This is a genomic window from Paraburkholderia sp. PGU19 (genome assembly GCF_013426915.1).
In the GTDB taxonomy this organism is placed as follows: Bacteria; Pseudomonadota; Gammaproteobacteria; order Burkholderiales; family Burkholderiaceae; genus Paraburkholderia.
The window spans coordinates 724,209-748,641 of record NZ_AP023183.1; the positions used below are offsets into that span (position 1 = coordinate 724,209).

At 60.4% G+C, this 24,433-nt stretch carries 30 protein-coding genes; 9 read left to right on the forward strand and 21 right to left on the reverse strand.

Annotation, left to right across the window (positions count from 1 at the left end):
• Positions 1-207 precede the first annotated feature (207 nt).
• The 7 genes from H1204_RS50385 to H1204_RS50415 all read right to left on the reverse strand — a co-directional run bounded on the left by H1204_RS50385 (position 208) and on the right by H1204_RS50415 (position 4,545).
• Positions 208-1,542 (reverse strand): hypothetical protein, encoded by a 1,335-nt coding sequence (locus H1204_RS50385; RefSeq protein WP_180736588.1) that lies wholly within the window; start codon positions 1,540-1,542, stop codon positions 208-210.
• 92 nt (positions 1,543-1,634) lie between these two features.
• A complete protein-coding gene (locus H1204_RS50390) occupies positions 1,635-2,090 on the reverse strand; it encodes a hypothetical protein (RefSeq protein WP_180736589.1) in 456 nt (151 codons plus the stop codon).
• A 233-nt stretch (positions 2,091-2,323) separates the two neighbouring features.
• Positions 2,324-2,785: a hypothetical protein gene (locus tag H1204_RS50395; RefSeq protein ID WP_180736590.1), complete on the reverse strand. Its 462-nt coding sequence runs from the start codon at positions 2,783-2,785 to the stop codon at positions 2,324-2,326.
• Positions 2,782-3,174 carry a hypothetical protein gene (locus H1204_RS50400; RefSeq protein ID WP_180736591.1) on the reverse strand — a complete coding sequence of 131 codons (393 nt, stop codon included), beginning with the start codon at positions 3,172-3,174 and terminating at the stop codon, positions 2,782-2,784. The genes H1204_RS50395 and H1204_RS50400 overlap by 4 nt, the downstream gene beginning before the upstream one ends.
• Positions 3,175-3,263: 89 nt before the next feature.
• A complete protein-coding gene (locus H1204_RS50405) occupies positions 3,264-3,725 on the reverse strand; it encodes a hypothetical protein (RefSeq protein WP_180736592.1) in 462 nt (153 codons plus the stop codon).
• 71 nt (positions 3,726-3,796) lie between these two features.
• The gene (locus H1204_RS50410; protein ID WP_180736593.1) at positions 3,797-4,159 is read right to left on the reverse strand and encodes a hypothetical protein; all 363 of its coding nucleotides are present in this window, start codon (positions 4,157-4,159) and stop codon (positions 3,797-3,799) included.
• Between the two features lie 101 nt (positions 4,160-4,260).
• Entirely contained in the window at positions 4,261-4,545 is a 285-nt protein-coding gene (locus tag H1204_RS50415) for a hypothetical protein (RefSeq protein WP_180736594.1), read from the reverse strand.
• 593 nt (positions 4,546-5,138) lie between these two features.
• Here H1204_RS50415 and H1204_RS50420 point away from each other — a divergent pair.
• Entirely contained in the window at positions 5,139-5,534 is a 396-nt protein-coding gene (locus tag H1204_RS50420; protein ID WP_180736595.1) for a hypothetical protein, read from the forward strand.
• Positions 5,535-5,582: 48 nt separating this feature from the next.
• Here the strand turns inward: H1204_RS50420 and H1204_RS50425 are convergent, their stop codons facing one another.
• From H1204_RS50425 to H1204_RS50485, 13 genes are all read right to left on the reverse strand, one after another.
• The gene (locus H1204_RS50425; protein ID WP_180736596.1) at positions 5,583-6,761 is read right to left on the reverse strand and encodes a hypothetical protein; all 1,179 of its coding nucleotides are present in this window, start codon (positions 6,759-6,761) and stop codon (positions 5,583-5,585) included.
• 12 nt (positions 6,762-6,773) lie between these two features.
• Complete coding sequence (locus tag H1204_RS50430; RefSeq protein WP_180736597.1) at positions 6,774-7,244, reverse strand: hypothetical protein; 471 nt, start codon at positions 7,242-7,244, stop codon at positions 6,774-6,776.
• A gap of 92 nt (positions 7,245-7,336) precedes the next feature.
• Positions 7,337-8,149, reverse strand: a complete 813-nt coding sequence (locus tag H1204_RS50435) for a PRTRC system ThiF family protein (RefSeq protein ID WP_180736598.1) — start codon at positions 8,147-8,149, stop codon at positions 7,337-7,339.
• The gene (locus tag H1204_RS50440; RefSeq protein WP_180736599.1) at positions 8,146-8,790 is read right to left on the reverse strand and encodes a PRTRC system protein A; all 645 of its coding nucleotides are present in this window, start codon (positions 8,788-8,790) and stop codon (positions 8,146-8,148) included. The genes H1204_RS50435 and H1204_RS50440 overlap by 4 nt, the downstream gene beginning before the upstream one ends.
• A complete protein-coding gene (locus H1204_RS50445) occupies positions 8,787-9,515 on the reverse strand; it encodes a PRTRC system protein B (RefSeq protein ID WP_180736600.1) in 729 nt (242 codons plus the stop codon). Before H1204_RS50445 ends, H1204_RS50440 begins: the two co-directional genes overlap by 4 nt.
• Positions 9,516-9,526: 11 nt before the next feature.
• Positions 9,527-10,672 (reverse strand): PRTRC system protein F, encoded by a 1,146-nt coding sequence (locus tag H1204_RS50450; protein ID WP_180736601.1) that lies wholly within the window; start codon positions 10,670-10,672, stop codon positions 9,527-9,529.
• A gap of 96 nt (positions 10,673-10,768) precedes the next feature.
• Positions 10,769-10,987, reverse strand: coding sequence for a PRTRC system protein C (locus H1204_RS50455; RefSeq protein WP_028366978.1), 219 nt, complete (start codon positions 10,985-10,987; stop codon positions 10,769-10,771).
• Positions 10,988-10,999: 12 nt separating this feature from the next.
• On the reverse strand, positions 11,000-11,476 hold the full coding sequence (locus H1204_RS50460) for a PRTRC system protein E (RefSeq protein WP_180736602.1): 477 nt from the start codon (positions 11,474-11,476) through the stop codon (positions 11,000-11,002).
• 97 nt (positions 11,477-11,573) lie between these two features.
• Entirely contained in the window at positions 11,574-13,244 is a 1,671-nt protein-coding gene (locus H1204_RS50465; RefSeq protein WP_180736603.1) for a PRTRC system ParB family protein, read from the reverse strand.
• A 254-nt stretch (positions 13,245-13,498) separates the two neighbouring features.
• On the reverse strand, positions 13,499-13,744 hold the full coding sequence (locus tag H1204_RS50470) for a hypothetical protein (protein ID WP_180736604.1): 246 nt from the start codon (positions 13,742-13,744) through the stop codon (positions 13,499-13,501).
• Complete coding sequence (locus tag H1204_RS50475; RefSeq protein WP_180736605.1) at positions 13,741-16,860, reverse strand: SNF2-related protein; 3,120 nt, start codon at positions 16,858-16,860, stop codon at positions 13,741-13,743. Before H1204_RS50475 ends, H1204_RS50470 begins: the two co-directional genes overlap by 4 nt.
• Before the next feature lie 81 nt (positions 16,861-16,941).
• Complete coding sequence (locus H1204_RS50480) at positions 16,942-17,163, reverse strand: hypothetical protein (protein ID WP_090873403.1); 222 nt, start codon at positions 17,161-17,163, stop codon at positions 16,942-16,944.
• An 11-nt stretch (positions 17,164-17,174) separates the two neighbouring features.
• Complete coding sequence (locus H1204_RS50485; protein WP_180736606.1) at positions 17,175-17,969, reverse strand: hypothetical protein; 795 nt, start codon at positions 17,967-17,969, stop codon at positions 17,175-17,177.
• Positions 17,970-18,513: 544 nt separating this feature from the next.
• On the opposite strand from H1204_RS50485, the gene H1204_RS50490 reads away from it, so the two are divergent.
• The 8 genes from H1204_RS50490 (at position 18,514) to H1204_RS50525 (ending at position 22,829) form a co-directional block, all read left to right on the forward strand.
• Positions 18,514-18,942, forward strand: a complete 429-nt coding sequence (locus tag H1204_RS50490; RefSeq protein ID WP_180736607.1) for a hypothetical protein — start codon at positions 18,514-18,516, stop codon at positions 18,940-18,942.
• A gap of 5 nt (positions 18,943-18,947) precedes the next feature.
• Positions 18,948-19,217 carry a hypothetical protein gene (locus H1204_RS50495; RefSeq protein ID WP_180736608.1) on the forward strand — a complete coding sequence of 90 codons (270 nt, stop codon included), beginning with the start codon at positions 18,948-18,950 and terminating at the stop codon, positions 19,215-19,217.
• A complete protein-coding gene (locus H1204_RS50500) occupies positions 19,214-19,504 on the forward strand; it encodes a hypothetical protein (RefSeq protein WP_086909426.1) in 291 nt (96 codons plus the stop codon). The genes H1204_RS50495 and H1204_RS50500 overlap by 4 nt, the downstream gene beginning before the upstream one ends.
• Positions 19,505-19,507: 3 nt before the next feature.
• Positions 19,508-20,722 (forward strand): DUF1173 family protein, encoded by a 1,215-nt coding sequence (locus H1204_RS50505; protein ID WP_180736609.1) that lies wholly within the window; start codon positions 19,508-19,510, stop codon positions 20,720-20,722.
• A 133-nt stretch (positions 20,723-20,855) separates the two neighbouring features.
• The gene (locus tag H1204_RS50510) at positions 20,856-21,272 is read left to right on the forward strand and encodes a hypothetical protein (protein ID WP_180736610.1); all 417 of its coding nucleotides are present in this window, start codon (positions 20,856-20,858) and stop codon (positions 21,270-21,272) included.
• A 27-nt stretch (positions 21,273-21,299) separates the two neighbouring features.
• Positions 21,300-21,614 (forward strand): hypothetical protein, encoded by a 315-nt coding sequence (locus H1204_RS50515; protein ID WP_243469174.1) that lies wholly within the window; start codon positions 21,300-21,302, stop codon positions 21,612-21,614.
• Between the two features lie 14 nt (positions 21,615-21,628).
• Positions 21,629-22,063 (forward strand): hypothetical protein, encoded by a 435-nt coding sequence (locus tag H1204_RS50520; RefSeq protein ID WP_243469175.1) that lies wholly within the window; start codon positions 21,629-21,631, stop codon positions 22,061-22,063.
• Between the two features lie 97 nt (positions 22,064-22,160).
• Positions 22,161-22,829 carry a Lar family restriction alleviation protein gene (locus H1204_RS50525; protein ID WP_180736611.1) on the forward strand — a complete coding sequence of 223 codons (669 nt, stop codon included), beginning with the start codon at positions 22,161-22,163 and terminating at the stop codon, positions 22,827-22,829.
• Positions 22,830-23,268: 439 nt separating this feature from the next.
• Here H1204_RS50525 and H1204_RS50530 read toward each other — a convergent pair whose 3' ends face one another.
• Positions 23,269-24,396: an integrase domain-containing protein gene (locus H1204_RS50530; RefSeq protein ID WP_180737007.1), complete on the reverse strand. Its 1,128-nt coding sequence runs from the start codon at positions 24,394-24,396 to the stop codon at positions 23,269-23,271.
• Positions 24,397-24,433 lie beyond the last annotated feature (37 nt).

Consider the following 24,433-nt stretch of genomic DNA (forward strand, 5'->3'; position numbering starts at 1 on the left):
TCCCTGTGGGGCGATAAAAGAATGCCGACGAGTCGGCGAGGTCGATGCGTCAGTGACGCGGGAGATGACCCAGTGTAGGCAGCGTGGGGACGGCGATAAGCCAGAATCGTCGCTTTTTTGTACCGCCTTAGACGGACGCAAGGCCGGATTGCATAGCGGACAGGCAAAAAAAACCCGGCGCGAGGCCGGGTGTATTCAAGGGAATGGTTACCAGACGTGATGAGCCACCAGCGACTGGGTAAAGACCGCCGGATGAATCCCGGCGGGCATGCGAGCCGCGTGCGTGCGCACGAGGTGTTCGCGCGCCTCAGGCGTCCCCGCCGCATCCCACTCACGCTGGAACGCCTCGTTGAACCCCGCCAGCGCGAAAATCGCCCGACGACGGGCAGCAGCGCGCACGCCGAGCAGCTTGACGCCGAACACCTCGCGCACCGTTTGCTTGGAGACGCGATTTCGCTCATCCGGACAGTCCATCAGGTCCAGTAGAAAGCGCAGATCACCGCTGTCGATCGCTTCGGAGATCTCGTTACCGAAAGCAAATGTCTCGCGACCATACTCGAGTTGCGCAACTTGCATCCGCTGGTCGAAATGACGTTGCGAGATGCGTTCTTCCGCACGCTCCTTGCGCAACTGCTTGACTGCCTTGTCGCGCCGGTAATCTGCCATCCTGCTGCGGTAGACCTCCGCAAACTTCGAGACGGGTCTGCCAAGCGGCTGCGGGCTCGCGTAACGCTCGGGCAGGCTGTACGGCTGCACCAGCCCGTGACGCAACAGCAGGTCATCGACCTCGACATACGTCGGCCTGTTCGGCGCCAAGCGCATGACCATCGCGAGCAGGGCAGCGTTCTGTGACGTGATGCCTCCCTTTTCGCGCGACATGATGCTTGCGAGTACGCGCACCTTGTCAGGAGACATCGCACCGCGCAGCTCCGGCACGGACAGAAGCACCTGGCCCCACGCCACGTCCGCCGAAAACTTCTCCGGCAACTCGCGGTATTCAGCGAGCACCGTTTCGGGGACGGGAAAGCCCTCAGCGAGCGCGTATGCAACGTGCACTTCGTGCCGTCCGTTGCGGTCGCGCGTGCGGCCATATTCCGGACCGGCGTAACGAAAACCGAACCGGCGCTCGCATTCTGCCTGGAGCAGGTCATGCAGGCCGAGACTACCGCGCCCGTCCGATGCTGCATCGATCTGATCCGACGAGAAGATGAGGCGCGCACTCGACGTGAGGTCGAACGCGTCGTAGAGCAGCTTCCAGTGCGATCGACGGATCTGCCACGCCGCCTGCATCACCCCGTTCGGCCGGAAATAAGCGCCATCGATCTCATCGACCATGGACAGGAACACATCGCGTGCCGTGCCGGGACGACGCACAGTAAGGGTGCCGTTGTAGCGGGTGACGGCGACAGGCTGACCGCCGTGCAGCAGCACGATGTCTGAGGATTCAACGGAGGACAGGCGGGAATCGGTCCTGAAAGCTGCCAGCACTTCGAGCAGCGTACCGAGGAAGAGAGTCTGCCCAGCGAAGGAAAGTTGATACATGTCGATTGCTCCGGAAAAAGAAGCGGGCAATCGTTCCCTTTCGGGCCGAGTGCCCGCAAAGGGATAAGCGCCTGGAGGCGCGAGAAAAAGAGTTAGGCGACGTCGAGCGCGTGAGCCAAAAAGCGCGCGAGGTCCCATGCGTGGTTCGACGTGAAGACCTTTGCTCGCAGCATCGGCATCACCCCGAAACCCCGCCGGTGGGACTGCGCCGTCTCGGTTCGATAGATCCAGTCGATGTTGACGATCCAGCCTTCCGACCGTCCGATATCGACGGAGATGGCAAGCCGGTTCCATACGCTATCGTCAGGCCACAGTCTTGCCAGACGCGCGCCGCTCGTTTCTTCGTCGGCATCATCCAGCGTGTTCGCCGGCGAGAGCCACTCGGGTTCAAGCTCGGTACCATACAACGCCTTGCACAATGCCTTGTAGACATCGCCGACCGTCTTTCCAGTCGTGTCGAGTCGTTCGCGAGGGGGTATGGTGCTCACAGCGCCGGTAACAGCGGGGACAGCGTTGGCCGTGGCCAGATTCAGGGCAACTTGTTGCATTCTGGTTTCCAAAGAAAAACGCGCCCCGAAGGACGCGTCAGATGGCGTATAGACGAAAAAAAAGCCGCAACCCCCAAGGGTGCGGCTCTACTTCTGCGACGCGGCTAGGCCACGTCGTTAATCACTTGCCCCAATCGCGTTCGCGATCGCGCTTTTCGCCGTTATGGTTTGTCCACAGGAAGAAGGCTGCAATGGACACGCCCAGCACCAACGTGAAGATAGTCGCACCCATTTCATTCTCCTTTCATTGCCCTGAAACCAACGTACCACAATAGTACCCCAAGTCCGGCAAGACCCACTGCGCCGACCAGAGTCTGAAAATCCAGCGTCGGCGCGGCGTGTGCATAGCCAACGGCGCCGCCGATGGAGGCCGCCGAGAGCGTATGCAGGTATCGCCCGTTCTGCTGGCGCTGGTCTTTCGACGGATAAACGATGGCGTTAAGAATATGTCCGATGCCCGATTCGGGCTCGGCCGGAATCGACACCTTGTAAGTGCCGTCAGACACAGCAACCGGCAAAACCATGCCTCCGTATTCGAGCCCGAAAGCTGGCGAACACTCGGTTTCATCCATCGCCTTCAGAAGCACATGCAGACGCGGCGGCAGTGTGACCTGCCCCGTCGCCGGATCGAGCGTCACCCGTTCCGTGATCGTGGTACCGCCGGTGTACTCGACTTTGACCTTCGCCAGTTTCATCGGCGGTCTCCCGATGAGGTGTCGATGCCACCAGCCAGCCTGAGCCCGTCGAGAAAGGACTGATAACCGCGTGTCGACTCGATCTGCTCAAGCGGCACGTAGTTCTCACCACCGCCAGTCTGATCCGATCTGCCGCGACGTGTGCGGAAGCTCAGCGCTACCTGCTTCTGACACGGCTCATGCAGCACGTCGACGAAAAGCGACTCGGTGCGCAGTGACACGCGCGTCGGCAGATTGCGGCGCGAGGGTTGGACGACGATCTCGTGTGAGCGAAGACGAAGGTCATGCGCGACACGGCGCAAGACGCGCGTGGCCTGCTGCTGGAGGGCAGCAGAGGCGCCAGCGCCTGCGGACCGGCGATCCGCATAGAACAGTTTTGGAAACTTCATGATGGAGGCCTCAAAGACGAGGCGAGACATCCCCTTGCGGGGGTGTCCCGCAAGGGAAAAAACGCGCGCCATGACGGCACGCGGATGGACTAGTGGGTGATCCGGTAGCCGGCCCAACTGGAAACGAGATAGACGTGCTCGCCAGGAACGAAGCGCTGGTCATCGACCTGCGAGACGACAACGGTCTGACCGTTGGCGCGACGCAGGAAAACCTCGATGCCGCTATGACGCGACATCGCCGCGCTCACGTGTTGCGAGATGAAGCCCGCAGCAGCCCCAGACAGCGCGCCCGAGACATACCGACCTTTCCCGTTCCCGATGACCTGGGATCCGAGAAATGCGCTTGCTGCCGCACTGACGATCGACGTCAGCCCCGAGGAGTCGGAACTGGACTCGATCGTGATCTGACGCACGCGCAGGATCGTCGCCTCTTCCATCTGGCCGAGATGCTGCACGTCGTAACGCTGATACGTGTTCGGCGATCCGAAATCCGCACTGGCGCACCCGGTCAGGAGTGAGAGAAGAACGACGCTGATGATGAGCTTGAACATGGATGATTGCCTCAACGAGTTGATGAGCAACCGCCCGTCAGGGCGTTGCCCTGACGGGAAAGAAATGTTGTTCAGCGAGCAGCGGCGATACGAAGACGGCCGCCCAACCGGTTCGACGCACCCAACACACGCGCAGCGGCGATAAACGCCGCCGCGGCCGGTGTGAGCACGAAGACGAACCAGAAGCCGACGCCTTGCACGAACGCACCTCGCGCATAGCCGTGTCCGGTGACGGACTCGACCATGAACGATGCAAACGACAGCTGGTGCGAAGCGACCTGTGCGAGATACGCATCGAGGCCGGCGATACCAGCGGTATTCAGCAGATCGAGCTGAAACTGCTGTTCAAGCAGGCAGCCGAAGATGACCAGCGCACAACCGATTGCAGCAAGCGCAGCCATGAAAACGGCGGGGACGTTGAAGCGGTTAGACATTGAAATGACTCCAGCGGAGCGGGAGCCAGTTCCGTTTGGATGGCTCCCTACGGGATTGAATGAGCTTCAGGTGAGAGACACCTGAAGCATGTAGGCATGGATTACGACGGCAGACGCGTGAGGTAATGCAGATCGACTCGACCGCTCTTGACGAGCTCGCGCTCGGCGTCGAACGGAATATCGAAGTCGAATTTCACGGTGGCCGTTCCATCGCTCCACAGATACAGAATGGTGGCGTGGAACTGTCTGATCGGGAGCGTTGCGACAGCTTGCGCGAAAACACGCTGCTTTTCGCGAAATCCCCACTTCTCAGAAATCCTCGACGGATTTGCGGAGAGTGCCAAACGACGGGCCAACTCTTCGGAAACGATAGCTTTCTGCAGCATGGTGCGGCTCCTTTAGAAGGGAGCCGTTCCCATTGGGAGGGGGCTCCCAGATGGGTACATGAATGAGGACGGACAGATCCGGCCTGAAGCTACGGCTTGCTACGAACGATGGAAAATTCCATCGGTAAAAGGAAAAGGCCGACGCGAACGTCAGCCTTTTCAGTGATCCATTCAACGAGTGAATGGCTGGAGAGAAAAAATGGACGGTCCTCTGGAGGATCGTCTGGAGGTCGATGCGCAGTAGCGCAGGGAATGAAAGCAGTTTATCCGCGCCTGGCCCCTGTCATACCCACAATGCTTCGGTTTTCATCCCCTCTCTCACCGACAGCGATAACAACGGACAAAAAAAATGCCAGCCCGCAGGCTGGCAGAAGAGTTCGTTTTTCCGAGGGTGGTCACTACGAACTTGAGAGAGATTCCATTCTAACGACGGCCCAGAGCGCCAATCCCTCGAAAAGACGCCTCATTAGGGCTCGATTCGTGTCTAACGAGGGTCGTCAACGACGGTGCCTTGACTTTGCGCTGTAGCTGCGAAGATGAATTTGTCCGCCTTCCCTTTTTTCCATCACATCCAACTTTAAAGGCATCCTCCCATGCGCAACGACGCTACATCTTCGATCATCGTCCTGATTGTTCTCGCCATCCTTGGCGGTCTGTTCTGGATCTCGCGTTCTCTCGGAGCCAGCTTCTCATCGGTGTGCACCGCAGCGGTACCGATCCTGTTCTCGGCGGTGATTCTTTTCGCGGCGTGGCGGTTTCTGGACGACTTCGCCCTACCCCTCATCGCGGGCTTCTTCGTCGTCGCTTGGCCGTCGATCTGGCCGGTGCTCGGCAGCATCGCTAGCGGGGGTCGCGACACCGACGACTTCTTCCGGCCGATGGGCGATCCGCTCATCAACAGCGACTGGTTGAAATGGGGTGTCGAAGCGCTTTTCGTTGGTCTGCTTGCGACCGCCATCTACGCGCGTCTCCGTCGCCGCTACCGGTGAAAAAAAAGCGCCGCCCCTTTCTCGGGAGCGGCGCTTGTCGTCAAAAAATCAATCCAGTTCGAGAATCATCTGGGCAAGGTTTGTGGAGGGTGCCTTGTCGACCTGCTGCGTCGCAGCCGTGTCTTGGGGCAACGTCCACGTCACCTGCTGGCTGCGCAGGTTGCACAGCTTGTACATGGCAGACCCGCGCGGCTCGGCAGGCACATCGCCAAACCGGAAGCTGAACCGCTCGGGCGCACGTCCCTCGCCGTCAGCCAGGCCGAGATAACCCGCCAGTTCGTCGGCAGCGCGCCCGCAATAGTCCTCAAGACCCTCCGGCATACGCGTGATTTCAATGACTGTCTCCACTGGCAACCGGCCAGCGTTTCTCATCAGATCACGGTACACCGGGATCGCAGCTTTCGCGAAACCGGGCGTTTCCATTTCAATCGGATAGGCAACATCCGTGACGAAGCTACCGATCGCCGAATACTGCCAGCCCGCGTTTTCCCACGGTTGCCCGTCGAACGACACCAGCCGGTTCTCCTCATCGATTTTATAGCAGCGTACCGATGGCATCCGCTCCAGCGCCGACGGATCGCGAGACGGCAGCTCGAGGTCAGCGGCGAAGGGCACACTTGAACAGTCATGCTCCCGCAGAATCCGCCATGCGCTGAGCGCGCCGCTCTCGCCGTATATGGCCGCGAGCAACGCCGCATCGCCGTGCAATGACACTTCCGCTTGCCCGCCTGCCACTTCCTCCACGCGGCCAGCCAGTCCCGCAGCGCTCAGGCTGCTGCGAACATCATCGAGCGCCGCTTCAGGGATCGCCGCCCGGAAGGACGTGGAAACGTCAAGCCGGATTTTCTGGTCCGGAAGCAGGAAAGGCTTCGCGAGCAACGACCTCCAGGTCGCCAGGTAGTTTTCTGGCTTGATGTAGCCAGCGCGGCTTTGCAGCATGCCACCTTCACACGACGAGGCGTGGCGGAACACCCTTCTCATCACTTCGGCATATCGCCCGAAGGCAATCGCAGACCATTGGTCAATGTGCGGATAGCAGTTCTTCTCGTACGTCCGCTCGAACAACGCGAACATCCATTCACCATCCGCCGTCTGAAACGCTCCGGCCTTCTTGCCAGTCAGTACAGTTGCACCCATTTGAAGCTCCGATATGTAGATGCGGAGCAGCCCCCAACGGGCTGCGAACCCGCTGAGGGAAAAAGAAACAACCGCCCCGAAGGGCGGCATGCAAATCGTCTCTTACGGCCGGGAAGTCCGAGGCATCAGGGCAGACGTGACCAGATGCCTGACGCACAGCAGAACGACGCCGTACATCACCAGCGTCAGCAAGCCAGCGAGCCAGCCTCGACCGCCGAAACCCGCCAGCGCGCCGCAAACGAAACAGACCTTCACCGCAACACCGGCCAACAGCCAGTCTGCAAGGCGACGGCCACGCGAAGCCACGGCATCGAGAAATGCATTGCGGCGTCGCTCAGTCGCAATCGACGCCGCGAACAGAAACGCCGCGACGGCAAGCACCATGAGCAGCCGCTTCCCGACTTCAGGGCTGACGAGTTCTTCGTGATGAAGGACGGCTCGCGCGAGCGACTGAAGCACCGGCACGACCGCGTAGTGGTTGGCCGCATACGAAACAGCAGCGCCAGCCACCGCGGACTGGGCGCAACGAATGAACATCTTGCCGACCGGGGTCGACGGTTTTTGTGGGGTCATTGAGACTCCTGCAGTTTGAGATAGGGAATTCGATGCCCCGCCGAAGCGGGGACATCAGAGAGGTATAGCGTCGCGCCCTGAACGGGTACGACTCAGACGGAGAGCTTGGCCTTCGCAGGCTTTCTGGTCTTTTTCACAGGTGGCTTTGGCGCGTCGTAGCCGAAGCGCGCCCATGCCGCCGGGTCAATCGGAACCGGATTCGTTCGCCCCGTTGCGAGGTTCACGAATACGGCCGAGAAGTTGAGGCCACCGTTTCGAAACAGCGACCACAGCAGGTTGAACGCCTGCACCGAGATTGCCTGATTGATGACGAGCGACTGCTTGCGCAGCGCGTCCGCCATCGAACAGGACGGTGTGTCGTCGCCCTTGTCATTCTTCGGATTCAGAAGGTCGGGGAACAGGTCGCCCACATGGGGCAACCTGTCATGCCGCGCCTTGCCGAACTCGCCGAGAATCACCTGGCCACGATCCGTCTCGTTGCCGCAGTCGAGGTAATAACGAACGTTGCCGCGCTTCGCCGCCTGCGCGATCGCATGACGCGCTCGCCGCGAATCGACACAGCCGATAACCATGTCCGCATAAAGATTCAGCTTCGAATCTACGCGGCGCGGCTCGGCTAGCCAGTTCGTTCCCATCAGCAGGTTCAGGCGATTTACCAGCAACGTCGCCTTGTACTGGCCTACGTCGTTGGGATAGAAGCCCTGTCTGCCAACGTTGAACTCGCTGACCGTGTCGTCGTCGTAGACCACGCATTGAATCCCGCCCGGGTGTCCGAGTTCGATCATCGCGTGATGCAGCCGGGCGAGGGAGGGAAGCAAGGCGCTGCCGGTACCGCCAGCGCCCACGACCACCAGCTTCCACGGCCCGCTCAACATATGCGGCGGTGTCGTATGTAGATACGTCATACGACCTCCGCAGCCAACGTAGCCAGCACAGCCTTCCAGCGCTCCGGTACGGCCCTCTGAACCTCGAAGCGGCCCTTCGCGCACAACCGCAGCGCAACGGACGGCACCTGATGGCAGTGACCCAGCACCAGCGCCAGCTTCACATCGTGCTGATCGTCGCGATCATCGGTCGATGAGAAGTACGCCCTGCCGCGACCATGCGAATGACAGTCAACCACCAGCCATTCGCCATCGCCCAGTTGCGGACGCTCATAATGAAGGTGCGCCGGACTGTGCGACAACGAAGGAAGCGGCACCAGCCGGAACGCGCCTGTTGACGCATTCCAGGTGATCCACGCCCCGACCTCGTTGGGCAACGCTGCGCGAGCCATACGTGCAAAACCGGCCACGAGATCGGCCGGCACTGCCCCACAGCGCACTTCGGTGGCGTCGGCCGCATCGCCATACGGCACCGGCGTGCGCCAGCCGAACGAGCCCAGACGCCGCACCAGCCGTATCCACGGACGGTCGATTTCGAGAAACACGCCATTGGACGCAATCAGCAGCCTCTCGCCCGGTGCGGACATCGGGATAACCGGCTCACGCGTCGGCACCATGACGGACGGGAACGAGGCCTGCAACACCTGATCGACTGGATTCATTCCTGACCTCCAATCTTTCCGGCGACGAGCTTGCCCGCTGTGGCGCCCTTCATTGACACCAGCACATCGAGCGGAAAGGCCTTGAAGCTCCCATCCAGCATGTCTTTCCAGAACGCGTAGAAGCCGTTCTTGTACTCGACCCGCTTGCCGCCGTGATTCGGGTGCGTGAACGCGGAGGCGAAGAAAGCTTCCTCCCATCCGGCGATCGCCGACACCTCAATGCGTCGCGGAACATTGGCCGAGCCGATGCAGATCTTGCCCCGGTCCCACGTGTTGAAATACGGAGGCTCAAAGAGCGGCGTCGACGGTTCGGGTCTGCCGTCGCCTTTCAGCGCGAAGACCCGAAAACCGCTCGTGCTGGCCTGAAACACCAGACCCGGATGAGGCACAACCGCGCTGCGCTCGCCAAACTCTTCGCACTTGAAAAACACGCGTCGCAGAGCCGGCGGACACCACCACGTCACCGCAGCCGACGTCACGCCAAGCACTGTGGCCAGGAGGAAATCAGCTTTGGGTGCGGCATTGCGATCCAACTGCACTAGCGCATCGATGAGCGCCTTGCGATCCAGCGGCCGGCCTGCACCGATGATCGGACGTCCCGTCTTGCGCTCCGCAGAGACAGGGTGCGCCGTCGCATAGTGCGAGCCATTTGGACCCGTATAGAGCAAGAGGGCCGATGACAGCGTCACGTCGTGACCCGTCTGGCCAATTGAAACATCATTCATGGGAGAAACTCCTAGTTAGGGTCCACCACCAGCGCCATCAGGCGATCGAGGTGATGGAGCATGCGAAGACCGAGGCTCCATTGCGCGTACTGCTCGCGGATGCCCCGTCGTGTGTCGGAAAAGGAAATGAAACGGCTGTACTCGGACGATTCACCCGCCGAGAACGCGTTGTTCATGTGGTCGTCTAGCAGTTCGCCGGTCCGCTCGTTGTGAGCGAGTACGAACGTGCAACCCGAATAGATGGGCTGCGCGTCATAGCCGTCAGCCAGGCAGTCGGACTTGCCAGCCTTGCGTAACAGCTGCTTCAAGACGAGCAGTTGGTCACAGACCCTCGCGACCATGCCCGGTGAAGCCGTCCGCAACAGCCGCAGTTCGTTATCTGAAAGGACCGAGGAGCGAACGCGTCGCCCCTTGATCTTGTCCGGAACGCGGATTTCGTCGGGACAAAGCAGCGGCCGCAGCTCGGACGGAAGATAACGATCAATTACATCCCCATCTTCGCCATAGAACTCCTTCAGCCACTCGCGCACGCCTTCGTCAGTCGCGCTCTCGTCCCCCTCCCAGTGCAAGCAGGACGCTTCGCACAGGAACCAGCCGGGGGTACGGATCAGGACTGTCTTACCGGAGACGCGATCAACGATATTGAAAATCGTGTGCAGCAAAAGCGGATGGGCACGGCGCAGCGGTTCTGCAAAGCCTCCCACCTCGTGCACCCACTCGTCCATGCACTTCACGCCCAGATGCAACGGCGTGCGGGGCTTGAAATCATCGTTGTCGTACTGATGGTGGATGGCATCCATCACCGCATTCGTGTCGCAAAGCTCAAGTCGAAACGACAGAAAGCGAAGCGGCGCAGGCAATTGCCGGCGCACCCATGCAAAGAATGCCTGCCGGAATGCGTCGACCGGACTGACCGGCGCATCCACGTCGGCCGCGAGAAGCGGACCATGCCGGAACTGCTCGAGCACGATCGCATCAAGCGATGCATCGTTGCGCCATTTGACCGACGCACGCGCGGGCACTTCCTCAGAAACATCTGGCAGCGTCAGAACACAATCGGCAGGTCGATGCTGGGCAACGGCAGCGACTGGCGGTTGCCAGGACGCACCGACGCCTGCATCGACCGCTCTATCAGTGAATGAAGGATCGAACAGCATTGGCGAACCTCGTCGTCATATAAAAAAACCGCCGTCTCCGGCGGTTCCTGATTGAACCCGTTGGCCGGGTCGGCAAGCGCCTTGAGAAGCGTCTGCTTACGCATACGAACCCTTGGCGCCCGCCGCGCGGACAAACTTGTAGGTCGCGACATCTCCCGAGATCTCAGGGCCATCGACGGACGCGGTTGTCAACTCGGGGTACTGCGCCGAGTAGAGATCGCGAACGTCTTCGGGCGAGAACGCCGGGCCGGGATCGGCAAATGCAACGCCGTTGTAAGAGAACTGGCGAACGAGAGCGGTGATCGAAATGGACATGACCGTGCCTCCTTAAAAAAGCGAAGCGAGGTCGGTGCCGCTCGAAACAGGCTCATCAGCCGCCGGAGCGTCCGCTTTGCCTTCGTTCCCGGCGACCGGTGCATCCGACTCCGTCGATTCACTGTCGTCATCATCAACGTCCCCATCTGGGGTGGCTTTGGCAGAGGCTGGTGTACTTCTGCCAGCGTTGCCCGAAAGAGCTTTGGTCGCTTTCGTGACCTGCGCTTTCTGGGCCTCATCGAGGATCGCCGTCGTCGCAGCCACCTGTTCGGCCAGCGACGCATGAGCGCCGGTGTACGTCGCCAGATGCTCGGCAAAGCCGGCATCCAGTTCCGCCGCCGTCGCGGTCATGACGAGCGGCTGACGCAACGCCGTGTCTTTCGCCTCGCCTTCCGGCAAAACAACCACGACCATCGCATCACCCTTCATCTTCAGCGCCAGCTTCAGGCCACCACACGACTTCAACAGCGGTTCAAGTTCAACGAACATAAAGACTCCACAGATAAAAAAGGACCGCCCGTGGGCAGTCCATAAGAGAAATGAAGCGGGCACTGTCTGTCCGCTCGGTCGATGCGCCAGAGGCGCGTTAAAACTTGAGAACCTTCGGAATCTTGCCGGTGTAGTCGAAGCCCTTGACGTTGAGCAGCGCATCGATGACTTCCGCCTTCGATTTGCTGAACACCTTCTTGAACTCGTCCCCGAGCGCGGCACGGATGCCAAGCTCGTCGGCCACCACCATCATTTCCGACTTCGTGATCAACTCCAGAAACTCCTTGCAGAGCTTCCAGTGCTGGTTAAGGTCGAGTCGATGATGACGGCACAGACTGGTCAGATGGTGAACGTCCAGACCCTGGATCGCCGCAACCGTGACGCCGGTGACTGCAAGCGCAAGCTTCGCCTCATCAGCGGCGGCCACAGAGGTCGCAGCCTTCGCCACGTCCGACACCGCGATCTTTTCATCGGTCAGCTTTTCCCAGATGCCCTTCAACGTCGAGTCGTCGACGCAGCGGGCCTGTCCGGCGAGAGCGATCGAGACAAGGTATCGCTGGGCCAGCCCAGCATTCTGGCCAACCTCACGACGCAGGGCTTTACGCCACAGCGCCACGCGATACGTCTTGATGCGGTCCGATTCGGCAACGACTGTCGCCGGCGGATTGCTCGTCGTCGACTGGGCGGTGCCGGAGGCCTTCGCGGCAGGCTTCGCTGAACCAGTTCCGCTGCCCTTCGCTTCAGGCTTCGGCTCGGCAGCAGCTTTTTCAGCCTGCAGGCGCTTCGCAACCATCTTCATGTTGCAGACGGTATCGAAGCACTGGCCCTTGTAGACCTTCCCGATCGAGTCAGGCAGGCCGCTCACCGCAGCGCCGTAGTTCTGGCACGCGTGGCAGGCTCTCGCCTGCTCTTCGCCGACTCCCTTTGCTCCCTCCACAGCAAGCTGTATCCGGGTGTGGTTGTCGCCCGCGCGCACGATGCGCACGACGGGGAAATCATCGCGAAGATTAGCGGCGACCGCCTCAAGCTGTTTCTCCGTTTTCTCGTTGAAACAGGTACGGTTCGTACAGTTGCCCGTGGCGATGGATTCGCCAAACATCTCGCCCTGCGTGGACGAGTTGTGAGGACAGTTCGCGCAGTCGGTCTTCTCGAAGATTGCGGCGGACAACGAACAGGCAACCTGTTCGATCGTCTTCTTCAATTCGGGGACCGGCTTGCCTTCCTTGATGATGACGGGCAGCAGCTTGTCCTGCGTCTCCTTTGGAAGCGCGGCCAGCAGCTCCGCGTGACCCAGAAGGATCTGGCGGGTGTTGAGCGCTTCGAGAACGGAAGCGCTGCAGTTCATCAGTGCGAGGCGCTTGTCGAGCGTGGCGCGCGACCATCCGAAGATGCGCGCGACTTCGTCGCGATCGCCCTTGCACAGGCCAACCTGCTCGGCTGCGGCTATGGCTTCCTCAGCAGGCGACATATCCGCGCGCTGGATGTTTTCGATGATCGCAAGCTGTTTGGCTTCGACTTCATCGATCTCCTTGACGACGACGGGTATCTGGTAATCCTCGCCATGCGCCGTCATGGCCGCTCTGTATCTGCGACCACCAGCGACGAGAGCGAATCCGCCATCGGCGAGCGTGCGAACGATGACAGGCTGGATGACGCCCTTTTCGCGGACCGAAGCCGTCAGCTCTTCCATTTCCGCCGCGTCGAAGTACGTGCGGGGATTGGCAGCGATGGTGATCTGTTTGAGGGCAAGAGTAGGTTGCTGTTGCATTGCGGGTCTCCGGGGAGGGAACCCAGCCCCGACGGGAGTGAGTTCCCGAAGGGTTGAACAACAATAGACCGGCCTAAGCCGGCGAGTCGATGCGTCAGGGACGCGGGTGATAATGCAAAGATACCGCCGCGCGCTGCGCTAACGACGTGCAAAGCTCGCGTAAACGCCGTGCCTTTCGCGTAAACAAGAAAACCCGGCACGAAGCCGGGTTTGGATAAAGAGCGGGCTCAGCGCCATGACGGCGCTGACACCACCTATTGAGGCAAAACTGCCTCTGGGACAGCCAGCGGACGCGACAGCAGCGTCGTCACCGCGCCCGACAACGTCCACTCGCCGAACTGCTGCTCGTGGCTCGCATGCACAAGCCGGTCAAGACATAGCACCTCGACACCGTCTGCTTCGACCGTGCCAAGGATGTTGGCCTGAAGCGCGCGGTTTGAACCCTCGCGCTTCACGGTCACGACACCTTCACCAACCAGCACGGACACCTTTGCTTTCATGCCGCCTCCTTCAACAGTTTGCGCATGTCGCCGCTCTCACGATCGGCAATCAATGCAAGGTCATGTACGAAACGGTCCAGCAGAGAATCCATGTGCAGGAACGTTTCGTCTTCGAGCTCGGGCGTCGCCCAGTCCAGTCCCGCCTGCGTCGCGTCGCGTTTGTGCGCGACCATCTGGTCCTGATACTCGTCGATGCTGCCCGGCAGATGGAAATACACCACCTTCAACTTTCCCTTCCGGTTCCAGCGCAGCGCGCGCCGCATCGCCTGATACTCGATGCGCCACGTCCACGACCGGTCGTAAAAGAGGATGTAGTCGGCGTTCGGCAGGTTGTAGCCCGCGCGCCCCGATGCCTTCGTTGCCAGAAGCCCCGTGGCCAGTCCCGTCAGAAACCGCTTGTCCTTGTCTGACACGCGGCGCTTGATCGGAATCTCGCCGTGGAACGGCACCGACTGCACACCGTGCGACGCCAGCTCGCGTGCGAGCAGATCCAGCACGCCCGGGTTTTCCGCGAACACGATCGCCTGCTTGCCTTCCGCGGCGATCTCGCGCGTGCGAGAAATAACTGCACGCTGCTTGCTCGTCAGGCCACCGATGCGCTCGACACCTTCCATCCCGTACTGCGGAAAGTTGGCGGCGAAATGCACTGCACGAATACGTGCGAGGATCGTGACGAGATTGCATGCTTTTCTGTCGTCGCGCGATGAGCGATACCAGTCAGCGAATTCGTCGGCCGCGCGCAGGTAAGCGGCAAGATGCCCACTGTCCCAGCCCACGGTCTCCACCTCGAATTCAGGCGGATCGATCCTGATGTACTTCGCGACTTCCGGTTCAGCTACCAGCCGCCGTTTGATATGCGGCGCCAGCATCGCCCGGTAACCATGCAGATTGCCGATCTTGGGCACTTCACGTTTCGCCCCTTCCTGCAGGCTTTCCGCGAACTGCCACGTGACCCATTCGAGCACAACAAAGTCATCCCGGAACCGGTCAACGCCGCGCATCGCATACTCGACGGTGTTAATCCAGTTCTGCTCCAGATAGCCGAGGCGATACCCGTAAGGCTGGGCCGCAGTCCCGTCACCCCCTGAAAACGCGATCAGCCCGAAAGCGTCACGCGGATAGTTGGGGATTGGGGAACCGGTGAGCACATAACGACGCCGAGCAGACAGTTGCCACAGCGCGCGGCTCTGATCGCTTGTCGGATTGGCAAGCCGCTCGCCTTCATCGGCAACCAGCAGACCGATGCGTCGACGCAGACGATGCGCATATGTCACGCGCTTCGACGCGTCCTTGTCGACGGGCATACGAAGCCGCTCATACGAGATCAGGTTGATCCGCCGCAGGTCGCTCAGGTCAGCCGCGCAACCGATGACTTTTACGTCATCGGCGTCGACCGGCAGCTGTGCAATCTCATTCATCATCTCGTCGATCAGGCGGGACTCCACAACAATGAGTCCATGCCTGACCTGCGAAGCGAGAATGAGCGCGATCGCGAGGCGCGACTTGCCGCAGCCCTGCTCCCACGCAATCACACAGCCTGACGGCTTCATCAGCGTTTCGACCAGATCCTCAGTCTGAAACTCCCAGTCAAGCCATTGATCGATACCCAACGACTGGACCCTGGCCTTAAGCGCCGCGGCCTGCTGCGGAAACTTCACAGCGAGGCCTTCGTGCACCACCTCCCAACCCTCGGCGACGTTTTCGACCGCGAACCGCGCGTTCAACTCGTCGACCGACAAATGGTAGGTAACACCTTTGACGGCGTAGCTATATCGGCCATCGTCCTCGCGTGTGAAGCAGAGGTCCTCGCCCGCCATGACAAGCGGACTGGCCCAACGCGTCGCATCGACCTTGTGAGTCTCGCGAGCCTTGCCGGTGACAACGTCCGAAGATCCCGCGCCTGTGGTCCACGCAACATGCCTGAGCGGCGTCGCCTGGCGCTGACTCCGTCTGGCACGACGCTCAAGATGCTCGAGAAAACCCGGCGCGAACCGTGGCTCGCCACCAACGCTACGGATACGATCGAGTAGCTTGTCCAGCGCCGCGCGCGGGTCATCCTGCATCAGATACGTTTCCAGATCGAGCAGACCCTGGCCGGCATAGCGGAAGCCTCGCGGCAACCGGTGGCCGTCGCGCGAATAGATGCGATCAACGAAGACACGGTTGAGCACCATCGCCTCGTTGAACCCACACGCGAAGCCGAGACGGATGCGTCGGCCGTCATGCGAGATGACGACAGACTTGTCGCCCGTCACAGGCCGAGTGATGGCCGGCACGCTGTCATCGAGCTTCTGGAAGCGCAAGCGCGGTTCGCCAAAGCTTCGATCCTCGTAATGCAAACCGAGGTCGGGCCCCGGCAGCGCGAGGTTTTCGACTTTTGTTCGGACAAAGTCCGAAGGCCTTGAGCGGTAGCGGTCGAACACCACAACAGCGGTCCGTACGTTTGCTCCTTCCGACCTGAATGCATCGGGCGGCAACTCGAACAGACCCGCTGCGCGGCGTCGCGCCGAGTCACCCAACCCGCCGGTCATGACGGCTTCGGCCGTCGTGATCGGAAGCAAGGCAACAACGATGTTCGCCGCGTCCAGCGCCTGATGCACCGAATACTCATGACTCAGTGCGCTGGTGTTGGCCCCGTATCTGCCCCACGTGGTGCAGGGAAAAGGCTTCAGATGCGGTGACTCCAGATGCACTGAAAACGGCGGATTGATGATCGCGATGTCGAAGTTCGTGGGCTGGATGTCCTCCATGCCCGCGTGCCTGAATTCGCAGTCGAACCCTGCGTCCTCAAACACCTTCTGACATTGGGTGATTACTTCCGCATGGACGTCGACGCCATACACCGCATATCGCTCCGGCTCAGCGTACTGAAAAAGCCGACCAGAGCCGACCGAGTTATCGAGCAGACGGATGCGACGGTTGAGACGCCAGCCGCCGATGAAACTCCACATGAAGGCGGCGATCGCGTCCGGCGTGAAAAACTGCCCGAGGTGCTGCCGTCGCGCCGCGGCCAGTTCGCCCTGGTGAGCGACCGGTGCAGCCTGTGAGCCAAGACTGATGAGCGAGCGCAACGGCTCGTACCAGTCGGGCTCGAAGGAAAACAGATCTCTCTGCATGATTGCATCCATAAATAGAAAAGGCCCGCGTAAAAGCGGGCCGAAGAAAGAACGCCGACGTACTGCGCGGCGGGACGAAAACTACAACTGATAGAACCTGCGAACAGCTCGCCGGCGCGCGGCGAACGGCTGGCCGCCCGTCACGTGCAATGGAGCCTGCAGCACGAGGTGACGCAACGCCGCGGCGCGAAACATCGGTGAGTAGCAGTCACGCGCGCGCACGATGGTGATGAGATGTTCGGAAGGCACGCCGTAAGTCCGGGCGACATAGCGTGAGAACAGATAGATGCGTTGACGAGACATGTCGCCCCCGATCAGTAACGGTCACGGGAGGCCAGGTACTCAGCGCCAAACTCGCTGATGAACAGCGACAGCGCGTCGCCCACCTCGTGCGAGAACTTAAATTGCCACTTCTCGTTGTACATCACGATGTCCAGGCCTTGGAAAGACACCTTTTCGCGCGTCTCGAAGTGGTAGTCGAGCAGGCCACCATGGCTGAGCACCGAGGCAAGCGCGTCGAAGCCAGCATGCCCTGCGAAGGCACCGAGCCCGCGCGTGATGCTGGCGACTGTCTGCTGTGAGTGATAGGTCGGCTTCCGGGCGCTTGACCGATGGCACGGCTCGCTCCAGATGCGCCCCTCAAGCACGATTGCGCTCGACGTCCGCTTGATCTCGGAGTTCGGACGAATGTTGAACCCGTCAATGATCAGCTTCGCGGCCTGGATCAAAGCGATACGCTTTCCAGAGTCGCCGCTGTACGTGCGTTCGAGATGAGCCCAGAAAGCATCGAAGTCAGGACACTTCCCCGCTTCGAGTGCCCCGCTAATATCGACGGAAGCCTTCTGGAGTTCCTTGCTGTCGTCGATCTCCAGCCGTCCTCCGGGCGGCGAAAAGCGTCGGACTGCTTCTCTAACGAGCACATGTGAGAGCCGGTTGCAGAAGTCGCTAAGTTCACGCTCCGTCTTGTATTCGGATCGGGACTCTGCAGCGCGGTAGCAATACTGACCGTCGCCCGGGAAAAGCGCGGTTTCTGCTGCCCTTACTTCAAGATAGGCAGCGGCCGCCTTCGTTTGTGCGTCCTTGAACTGCTGAACAAGTGCTGTGTACATGGTGTTTCCCTCGATGAAATTGACGGGACACACCACGCCAGAGCGGGATGGTTCCCGTCTGGGTTGAATGAGCGGCCTGAGAGCGGCCGTCAGGTGAATTTGCGCTGATGCGCAGTCAGTCGATGCGCGTATGCGCGGGTGATGAGTAAACAATACGACTCGCGAAGCCGTCGGCACGGTCGAATGACGGCAATTTCGCCTCGCCTCTTTCCGCGGTCCGCCCAGAGTTATCCCCACTTTCGGGGGACAAACTTGTGGATAACTGCGACTCGGGGCTCGAATGCAGCAGATTCCTCGGACGCTGCGGAGCGACCGCCCTGCGGTGACAGGTCCGCCGTCCATTAACGCGTTACGGGCCAATCCCGAGAATGGTGGCGGCTTTGCTATCTCTTTCCGCAAACGCACTTACATAACACTTTCGAACTATCGCCACTGAAAAGGGGAATGCTCCAGTTTTTCCGCTCCCTTTGTGCGCCCATGAGAAAGGTGTTCGCTTGAAAATACGGAGCAGTGCTGCCCCTGCGGCACCAACACATCGGTCATCATGAAATTTAGTCAACGCGCCACGCTGTCCATCCTCGCCATCGCCGTGCTCACGTCGACGGTCACGATCGGCCTTGCTGGAATCCAGTTGCAACCACAACGCGCAGCCGTCGGTGTCGTGATCGACACCGCAATCGTCTCGGAACTGACGGGTGTCTCGGATGCGATCAAAGATTTGCCGCCTGAGCTTCGCTCCGGCGTTCTGGCACGTCACGAAGTGCGCTCTGAAGATGCGCTGAGCCAGTCACTAAGCGCGCAGCGTGCCAATCTTGCGGTAGCCGAGCGGGAGCGCGCTCAAGAGATCGCGGCGCACGGCCGGCGCGCAGCGTGGCTGATAGCCCTCTCCCTGTTCAACACGTTTGCTACAGCGATCGGTGCAATTTCACTTCTCGATGCGTATCGGGTAAAGCACAAGCCCGCGCGGCCCTGAGCGCAATGCAACAGGCTATCGAACAACTATTGCCCGCTACGGGCTACTGCATTGAGACACGCGCGATCGCGCTGTCTAACGGTTATTTCCCCGGTTTTTTGCTGGAACGCACTTTCATCGGCAAGCACGTCGTTGACGGCGTGACCTTCCTCGAGTTTCAGAATGCAACAGGCGCGCGCCACGTCATCGACGCCTCGACCATCGAGCGCATCATCCCGCTCGGGCGGATGGCCAGGCTCGGCGACGCTCTCCGTACCGCAAAGGTCCAACCTTGATCACGATCGTCTTTGAATTCCTCGATACAACGCGTGGACAAGGCGCCAGCAGCGCCGCCGCGTTAGGACTTCCGGACTGCTGGATGGACGCCCTGATTGGCGACGGCTATATCGAACAGCGGGACTACATCGCTCCCGGCATACTGCGACGCATCGTTGCACGCTTTCCAACACAACACCACCTCGACCAGTTTGCCAGTAGCGTTCGCCAGGTGAGCAAGCTACTCGGGACGTATGCGTTTCGCGCGAGCAACGGCATTTCGATAGCAGACTTCCTACGGAACTGACCGATGACAAACGTCCGCTTCGATGGCCTGGTGACGTCCCTCGAAGACGTGCAGGACAATCCCGCGCGTTTCGCGACACGGCTCGAACGGGCGAAGCGCTCACCCGGCTATGCCGAGTGTCTCTGCCAGAGCGCCGGCGGCGGCAAGCCACTACGACTCGTCGTTCGCCGCTATGGCGCACTCTTCCATCTCGCGCGCTGGCCCGACGAAGGGATGCATCACAATCGGGACCTCTGCTCTTTCTTCGCCGATACCACCGACGCTGGCTCGTCTTCCGTCACAGGGCAGGAAGCTATACGGAACACGGCAGCGGGCCTCGATGCGCGGCTGGACGTCTCTCTAACTGTGCGCACCGTCGAGAAGGCACGCGGCGAAAACTCAGAGAACGCCGCTCTGCGCGCCGAGTCACGCCGGTCCGCCCCCCTTCTTGGATTTCTGCGACGCGTATGGCAGGACGCTCGCCTTAACCATTGGTCTGCAGAAGCGCAGCGCAACTGGGGCACGTGCAGCGCGCGGATCCTTGCTGTGCTCGGCGATGGGAAGATGAACGGGAAGCAGATTCAGGATGTCGTTCACGTCATGCGGCGTTACGAAGAGAGTGAGCTCCCGATCATCAAGGCCGAGTTCGACGCCTTCCTCGGCCGCATTCACACGACGCCCACCACCTCGGATCGCGGAGTGATCATCGCGGAGATAAAGGCGATCGACCCATCGAAATACGGTTTCGTCATTCGTCTGCGCCAGACGTTTGAAACGTTCTACGCATCGAAGACGTTGATCGAGAACGCGGCCCGGTCTTTCCGGCATGCGTGGCCGATGATCGGCAAGCCGGAAGCACGCATCGTCGCTGTGCTCGTCGTTGAACGCACGAAGGACGGCAATCTGCGGGCGATCGATCTCGCGCTGCAGCTTTGCAGCCGCTCGTTCATCGCCTGCGACTCGAGCTACGAGGTCGAGATGGCGAATCGTCTCGTCGGAGAACGCCGGCGGTTCGACAAACCACTACGCCGCGACCAGTCGGACGACATGCTGCCCGACTTTCGCCTGACTGACACGGCGCGCCCAACCGCCATCGAGGTCTACGGCATGGAATCAAACGATGCCTACCGTGCGCGCAAGTTGCAGAAGCAGGCGCTGTACGCTTCACGCAATGAGCCATGCGTTGAATGGATACCGCCGTCGCCGCTCTCCTCGGTCGCGCTGCCGTCGCCGACTTGACTTTCCGGCAATGTCGATAGGGTGAGCAGACATAGCTCAAAACAGGACCGTCACAGTGGAATCTAACTCTTTCTTTCTTCAACGCGCAGTTGCGCGTGGTGCAGACTGGCACGTCAGTTACCCGGCACTCTGCATGGCAAGCTCGACGGACCCCGTCGACGAACGGCGCAAACAGATCGTCGTCGCGGCCGCGGACGACAATGGCGTGCGGATGGCCTTCTTCAGCTCACTCGGCGCCATTCTCGACTTTCAGGCGTCCTGGATAGAAATGGATGCGGCCACGCGCGGCTGGTTGAACTTCACGACTCGCTGGAATCGCTGGTGGTTACCGGATGTGGCGGCACTTGGCAGCATCGAGCGCCACGCCAACGCGCCAACCGACGTGCGGTTCGCTGCGAGCAACGGGCGCGTCGCTCGTCTGGACACGGACGGATTCCGTCGTTATCTCGACACCATCGAGCAGCATTACCGCCGCGACGAGACGATCTCCCGCACCCTTTTTCCACCCGACGCCGCTTCCGCGGTACAGTCGCTACCCACCGCCCCATAAACCACTACCTTTACCAACCGGACGTGCATGAGCAGTGTCATCCCGTTCGCGCGCCTGCGCGTCACCACCGACGAACGCACTCACCGGCCCGGTGAGTGCGACCATCACAACATCCGCCTGGACCCTCGCGGCGGAATCGTCACCTGCCGGGATTGCTCGGCCGCGCTCACGCCGTTCTGGGCACTCACTATGCTCGCCGACCAGTACGCCGTCGCTCTGGCTCACATAGAGCGGCTGGAGAGGCGGCTCGCGGATGCAGACGCGCGCATTCTCGACCTGTCGGCCGAGCTCGACGGCAATCACGCGAAAGAGCCATTAAAACCAGCTCCAACCTTCCCTTGACTGCGAGAGCCTTCATGCTCGAATGGTGTATCAGCTATCCCAAGGACGACACCACCATGAAGCGCAACTTCCCCTGCGGACACTCGGGCAAAGGCAAGTACTGCCATACGTGCGTCGCCATCACCAAAGCCAAAGAAGCCGAGATGCTCGCAAGGCAGCATAAGCGTCTCGCCAAGGCAGAACTAGCCGCCGCCGATCCGATCGACCTGTCGTGCGTTGCGCATCTTCCATCGATTCAGAAAGAGGCTCGAATGGTCCTGGCGAAGGTGCGGGACGGTACCCACCCCTGTGCGCTGAAGGGGAAACAGATTCGGTCCTCAAATGGCCAGGTCCTCTCTGTGCCCGTTGGATATGCCTACCGCCTGATGTTCGACTGCGAATCGTTGCGCCCGATACGTCTGCTATCTCACGAGGCATACAACCGGGCCGCCGACGCCCTGCGATCGTAATCTGCCGCAATTGGTGCTTTTTCCTGTCGTTTTGTGCAGTGACGCCGGTCGGCGAACATTACAATCCAATATAAATACACTGACCTGCGGAAGCGCTATGACTGATGAACTATTCCCCTGCGCACACTGTGGCGGCAACTGGACGTTCGGCTGGTCCCAACGAGTGATTGGGGGCCGCATCAGGCCTTCCACCGATTATCTGCAAATCAACTCCAGCACCGCCCCGGTGATGAACGATATGGAGGCGCGATCGCTATCTGAGCCGCCAACCGAGAAACTGTGCTGCATCCTTTGCGATGACTGCGGGATGCAGACGCCGTGGATCCCCTTCACCGACAACAAGCACGCCGCGCTCGATGAAGCCGGAAAAATCTGGAACATGAGATTGAATCGACCGGCCGCTACGGAAGGCGATCTGCTTGATCTTGTCCGCAAGGAGATCTCGCCGGTCGACGCGCCGTACGTTCTTGATCTGCTCGCGCGGACAGCGGAGGACTGGGAGAAGCGCGGACCGGTCTTTTCAATGCTCGCTCAGAAGATCGTCGACGGGAAAATCACAACGCGCGACTTCTGGCCGATCGACCCGGTGCTGGAGGATGCCGCGCGTTACCGCACGCTGCAGCAGATGGCGCGCTTCGTCTACATCGATGGTGTGGCGTCCGTGCAGTTTCCGCGCATTCCGGCGACCGGCGATGACGAGGAGTGCTCGTTCGAGACACGCGTCTCGGCAGCCGTCGACGATCTCCCGGATCGCAACCGCTGGTGACTTGACTTCATGAGAGCGGCGTCATACTGGAATCAACTCTCGCCGCACCGGTGAGCGAACAACCTTCCGGAAAAAATATGTCACCTGTCGATTACATCCGCGCCGCGTACCGCCACCGTGAGAAGTTGATGCCGCAACTGCTTACGCTTCTCGCGATCAGCGCAATCATCACTTACCATGCACTGACCAGCCCGCTTCTGAAGCGGCTTTTCTAGCGGCAGCTCTCGTCCTGAGGTTCACGTACACGTATAACGCGTTTTTCGGCGCGAACTGCTAACCCGTTGTTTTTAAACCATCTTGATGTGTGTCGTTTATAGACCACCCCAATAAACGACACACTTACGTGTACGTCCTTCGACATCTGCGGGCAGGTAACCCACCGGAAGTATCGGCGTCGGGAGCACTTGCCGGCCCGCCAGTGAGCTTGGCGCTCGCCCCTTCAACGCTCGAGGAGCCGGTAGAGCGCCTGTCGTGAAACTCCTAAAGCTGCGGCCGCCCGAGACTTTATGCCGCCGGCCTGAGCGAGCGCTTCCACTGCCATATCCCGCGTGATCGAGCGTTTCTTTCGCGCATCCATCGCCGCATGCGTTGACAGATAAGCGTTCGCCTTAGTCGCGCGGCTGTGTCCAGCTGCCTGAACAATGCGCTGCATCGCAGCCTTGTGCGCCTCACGGTCTACCCGTTCCGTGGGTTGCTTGATCGGAGCCCGGACGCCAGTGATCCGCTCATACATTTGCTGTAGGTACTGATGGCGGAGACCGTGGCTCGTTACGCCTATACCCGCCTGAGTGACGCCGTGCTTTTTGAGCACGTGATAGTAGTGTTCACGCCATTGTTTTTTCGTGTATCCATGCGGGATTGTTGACCCGGTATAAGGGTTTGCAAGCGTCGCCGCTTCCTCTAGCACGGCGAGTTTGAGTTCTATCGGCACGACGCGCTCCCGGCCGCCTTTCGTGCCGCGGGTGACATTGAGCAAACTATCGTCACGCACAGCTTCCTCGGGCCGAAGAAGGAAGCTCTCTTCAACGCGCAGACCAAACGCCGCCTGGAGTTTCAGTTGCACCGCCACGTTCGGGTGAGTGACGGCGATCTCGTTGATCTTGGCTTCAGCGTCGATTCCATTTCCTTCCCACGATTTGTCTTGCAGCGCGACGTACGAGCGCACGAGGTTGTGCTGCTCGCGGTCGACATAATCGGCCAGCGTGCCGATCAGATTCGGCTTCTTCATCCACTCGCAGAGGGCCCGCAGATAGGTCAGCTTGTTCTCGATTGTCCCCCCGGTCTGTTTCGCATCGACCCAGAACTTGACGAGAAACTCGACATGCTTGTGCTTCAGTGAGTATGGGGATTGCAGCGCGAAGCCATTCCGGCGCAACTCTTCAAACGACTTGCAGATCGCCAATGTCCGGCGCTCCTGCGTTTTTATCGAAAGCGGCTTCGCGCTGATTCTGGTCCGGCTATGGACGCGATTCACGTTATCCAGAAGCAGCTGTTCCAATGCAGCCTTGAAGTCGGCAGCCAACCAGTAGTCGCGCAGCACCGCGCGCACGTTCAATATCGCTGACACCCTGATGTCCCCATGCAAATCGCGCCGTGCAGCCATC